Here is a 3,565-nt window from a genome sequence, read left to right on the forward strand (position 1 = left end):
CTCAGTGGCGATGAGCCCCTTACCTTGTGGGCTGTCCTCGACGAGTCCGTCCTGCGGCGTCACGTGGGCGGTGCCGAGGTCATGCGTCTTCAGCTCGATCATCTGGCGGGTTGCGCGGCCCAGTCGAACATCACGGTTCAGGTGCTGCCCTTCACGTTCGGTGCCTACGTGGCCTTTGGCTACCCGTTTACGATCATGTCGTTCCCTGGGGCGGCGGGTGGCGAGGTTGTCCACATGGATCAGCTCCACAGTGGGCTCTACCTGGAGCGGGAGCCCGATCTACGGCGGTATAAGCTGGCTATGAACCGTCTGCGGGCCGCCGCGCTCGACCCGGAACGGTCCCGTGAACTGATCGTTAAGGCGGCGGAGGCACTGACATGAGCAACACCCCACTCGACCGGACCGGCGCCGCCGCCGGGCTTGTCTGGCGCAAGAGCAGCTACAGCGGGGGCAACGGAGGCGACTGCGTCGAGGTTGCTGGCCTCCCTGGCGGGGGTCGCGCTGTCCGGGACTCCAAGAACCCCCATGGTCCCGTGCTTGAGTTCACCGAGGCCGAGTGGTCCGCGTTCCTGGCCGGCGCTCGCGACGGGCAGTTCGACTGACAGCAGCTTCGCGGCTTCCTCGGATGATCTAGTAACTCCCTCAGCCGGGTAGCGCCTACCTGGCAGTTGCCGGGTAGGCCGGCGTCTCGTCACGGGGTTTCTCCTGCTTTCGGTGTCCGCTGTGCTGGCACGCGGCTCGGAGCTGGGGTGGCGCCTCGGTGGGCGGGGGAGGCTGGGAGGTGCCAGTCGTCGAGGGCGCGCAGGCCGTCGATCACTCGGCGCAGCAGCGCCGGGTCATTCTGGAAGGTGACTGGGCGGACGGGGGCGGCCACCGGCTCGGCCGAGCGTCTTTCCAGTTCTGTCGAGGAGCCGGGGATCGCGACCGGTTGCACTGTCTGCATCATGTCGGCGCGTAGTGCTGACCAGACGACCTTGCCGCCGGACTTCGGCCTGTACCAGGACCAGCGGATGCTGAATGCCTCGATGAGGAAGAGCCCGCGTCCGCTTTCTTCGTCGGAGCTTGCGTCGGTGAGTACGGGTGGGTCGTCGGAGTTGTCCCAGACTTCGACGACGAGCTGTCCGTCGCTCGCGGTCAACCGAAAAGCGATCAGATCGTCAGCGCCGCTTGCCTTCGTCGCGTTGGAGGTCAGTTCGGACATCACCAGGGTGGCAGTCTCGATAGCGGCGGCGTTCACTCCCCACTGTCTGAGCACGCGGACGGTGGCAGCACGAGCGGCTGGAACAGAGCTGAGGACGGCCGGAAACCGTTCGACCGCGACACGGACGATCGGTGACGCCAGCCGCTTCTTCCCGGCCTTCGCGGACTGTCGCCGGCGTGGGCTGGACGATTCCTGACGGTGGGCAGGTCCGGGCGGGACCTGGAGTGCCTGGTCCTGGGTGCGAGGTGTTCGGGGCGGTGGTGGGAGGGGCACGACCGCGCCGCCGAGCGCGACCACCTCGTCGCCGATGGCGCGTCGGACCTCCGGCGAGTGCGAGAGGTGGGTGATGTCGGGGACCAGCACGACGGCGCGCTCGGATCGTCCCACTGCTTCGAGCAGAGTCGTGAGACCGGGAGGATGGACGGCTTCGGTCGACGGGGGTTCCTGGTCGACGTAGATGGTGGCCAGTTCCATTCCCTCGACGGCGGCGTATTCGCTGATGGTGTTGTGTAGGAAGTGTATCTCGTCCGCGTTGTCGATTCTTATGTATCCGAACGCGGTCTGCATCACTACACCACCTGGTGATTGAGCGGGTCTCGCGAGGCCACGAGCCTCGAAAAGAGAAAGTTCGTGGAGATGGACGTGTCTGCCACGTCGTTGTCAGAGCGGCGTGCGATGTCGGTGCGTTGCCGGGGAGCGTGTGGGTTCGCGTTTCCTCAGGCGGCGGTCGAGCCGCGGAGGTGGGCCTTGAAAGACCGCGCGCTGTCGCGTCGCTGCTCGGTGGCCGGGACGGCGTCCAGCACGGTGCGGCTCAGGGCGAGGATGGGGCTGGTGTACTGGTCGCGGGGCAGGCGGGCCACGATGGTGTTCGCGTGTTCCAGCCCTGCCGTGATGTCGCCGCTACGTACGAGGCAGACGGCGCGTTGCAGTCCGACCAGGGCGGATCCGCGTCGGTTCGTGGCGGGGAACAGGCGGGAGGCCGCCGTCTGGGCCTGGTCCGCGCGGGTGTAGTCGCCCAGGTGGGAGTAGGTGTAGCTTTCCGCGAGGCGCAGGGCGCGTTCGGACCAGCCGAACCACGAGGCGGTGTCCTGGCGTACCCGGTCGGGCAGGCGTTCGAAGTTCGCCTGGACGTCGGTCAGCGCGGTTCGGGCGTCGTCGTTCCTGCCCGCGCGGACGAACGCTCGCGCTTTGCCGTCCAGGTATTCCTGGACCGCTTCGGGGGGAACCCCGCCCTGGGCGGTGATCGCGTCTGCCTCGGCGACAAGGTCGAGTACGGCCGGCAGGGGTCGCTGTTCGTACAACGCGCGGACGATCTCACGTCCGCGTGTCCACAGCCGGGTGTGGAGGTCGCCGGAGGCGTCGGCGGCCTGTTTCGCGGTGCGCCACCACCGCTGGGATGCGGGCAGATCGCCGACGTCCGCGGTGGCGTGCGCGGTGAACGCCGCCAGGAGCGCGCCGATTCGGCGTAGCTCGCGGACAGCTGTGTCATCGGTCTGGCGTCGCGCGACTGTGCCGAGCATGGACAGGTCGGTGTCGAGTCTGCGGAGCAGGACGGCGGGCGGGCTGCTGCCGTAGCTCAGGGCGTACTCCCAGACGACCTGCCGCCACTCGTCGAGATCGGCGCCGCTTCCGCCGGCGGTCAGGGAGCTCAGGAGGTCGTGGCGGGTCAGTTCCATCGCGGCGAAGGGCGGGAGCGTGGCGGTTCCCGCCAGGAAGTCGCGCCGGTCGACGGCGACCTCTACCATCCCACCGGCACGTCGCAGGACCGGACGATCTGGTAGGCCCAGGCTGGCCGGCTCCTGCTGGTGGTCGGACCCCACGGCGAAGTCCGGGCTGCGCTCGGGGGGCACATAGATCGGCTGAGGCGGTGCCGCTCTGCTCAGCCCGTCCAGAGTCAGCCGCTCGGCGGCGGTGAAGTGCTCGCGGTCGTCGAGGTCGAGCAGGTCCTGGATCTGCGCGCCGTAGGCGGTCGCGAGCAGTGCGAGGGTGCGTGGTGTGGGTTTCCGCGTCCGTCCTGTCGATCCAGGCCACTTCTCCACTTCACACAACGTCGGGCCGGTCATCGCGGCCCGTCCGTCCGTGTCGAAGCCGGTCTGTGCGGCGACTGTGTTGATCTGGCGTGCCGCCTGGCTGTAGGTCCAGCCGTGTGCCCGTCGCCATGCCTCCCGTGGTCGAAGCCGGTACCGGGTCGCGAACTCCAGGGCGACCTGGCCGTGGCTCAGTCCCAGCGCCCGCATCCGTGAGCGAAGGTCGTCTTGTTCTTCCCGCAGGCTGATCCGCGCCGTCGGCATCTGCCCCCACCCAGCTCGTGGTCCGCGTGTGCGACGCGGACGTGCCTCCTGTCCGGAGCGCGAGGCGAAGGCG

4 protein-coding genes are annotated in these 3,565 nt (G+C 68.5%); 2 read left to right on the forward strand and 2 right to left on the reverse strand.

Annotated features, from left to right (window positions below; translation table 11 throughout):
* Positions 1-381, forward strand: a 381-nt coding sequence (locus tag KBI5_RS22425; RefSeq protein WP_241883102.1) for a DUF5753 domain-containing protein, incomplete at its 5' end; no start/stop codon positions are given.
* Positions 378-602, forward strand: coding sequence for a DUF397 domain-containing protein (locus tag KBI5_RS22430; RefSeq protein ID WP_085016369.1), 225 nt, complete (start codon positions 378-380; stop codon positions 600-602). The genes KBI5_RS22425 and KBI5_RS22430, both read left to right, overlap by 4 nt.
* An 89-nt stretch (positions 603-691) precedes the next feature.
* On the opposite strand, the gene KBI5_RS22435 is transcribed toward KBI5_RS22430, so the two are convergent.
* Complete coding sequence (locus tag KBI5_RS22435; RefSeq protein WP_085016370.1) at positions 692-1,768, reverse strand: ATP-binding protein; 1,077 nt, start codon at positions 1,766-1,768, stop codon at positions 692-694.
* Between the two features lie 149 nt (positions 1,769-1,917).
* Positions 1,918-3,492, reverse strand: a complete 1,575-nt coding sequence (locus KBI5_RS22440; protein WP_085016371.1) for a hypothetical protein — start codon at positions 3,490-3,492, stop codon at positions 1,918-1,920.
* Positions 3,493-3,565: the final 73 nt, after the last annotated feature.

The organism is Frankia sp. KB5 (assembly GCF_002099325.1).
Taxonomy (GTDB): domain Bacteria; phylum Actinomycetota; class Actinomycetes; order Frankiales; family Frankiaceae; genus Frankia; species Frankia casuarinae.